At 46.9% G+C, this 648-nt stretch carries 2 protein-coding genes; both read left to right on the top strand.

What is annotated here, in order from left to right:
- Positions 1-312, top strand: a 312-nt coding sequence (locus tag D7Y06_RS26375) for a hypothetical protein (RefSeq protein ID WP_158591516.1), incomplete at its 5' end; no start/stop codon positions are given.
- A 123-nt stretch (positions 313-435) separates the two neighbouring features.
- Entirely contained in the window at positions 436-588 is a 153-nt protein-coding gene (locus tag D7Y06_RS26370) for a hypothetical protein (protein WP_158591515.1), read from the top strand.
- Positions 589-648: the final 60 nt, after the last annotated feature.

The following is a 648-nucleotide window of genomic DNA, read 5'->3' as shown; positions in this document are numbered from 1 at the left end:
GGAGTCACAGTGTTTAGCATGGAGGGAGGGGAAATAAACCTTTTTGGAAGTTATACAAATATCATTACAACTGGTGTGGATACTTACCCTCCCATTAATGACAGCTTAACCAGCAAAAGGACAGAAGATAAGACAGAGCAGATGGAAAAGGAAGGGACGGGTGTAACCGTTGTGCTGGCGGTTTTGGGCGGGGTTGCCATTATTGCGGCACCCTTTATCTCCATACCTGCACTGGGGATTGGAAGCCTGCTTTTGGGGACGGTGTGTGTATCTGCGTCTGTAAGACAGGTAGATATACTGCTGAAACGGTAAAAAATGACCGGATAACCGGATACGACAGGGATATCAAGGACTTTCGGAAAGGCTTGGCGGACAGTGCCTCTGCAGGGGCCCAAAAAGGGGCAGAAGCTATCTATTGTTAGCGGTTTTAAAGGGATGATGGGGCCAAAGCCTCCAACAGCAGCCCTTGCGGGGGCGGACGGGGAAATGATAGCAGTGCCGGAAATATTAGAGGTTGATGCGGGGATTTCTGTTTTGTATTCTAAATCTTTTCCGGAGGGACCGTTTGGGGAGAAGAAGTCCAGCTAATAAATGTCAATAGCAAAATGAGAAAAATCGAAATTATTTTTAAAGCAAAAAAGGCGCACT

It is taken from the genome of Roseburia sp. 1XD42-69, from assembly GCF_003612565.1.
Taxonomy (GTDB): Bacteria; Bacillota; Clostridia; order Lachnospirales; family Lachnospiraceae; genus Roseburia_B.
The sequence above is the reverse complement of the archived record's forward strand: the minus strand, read 5'-3'. Positions and strand labels throughout refer to the sequence as shown.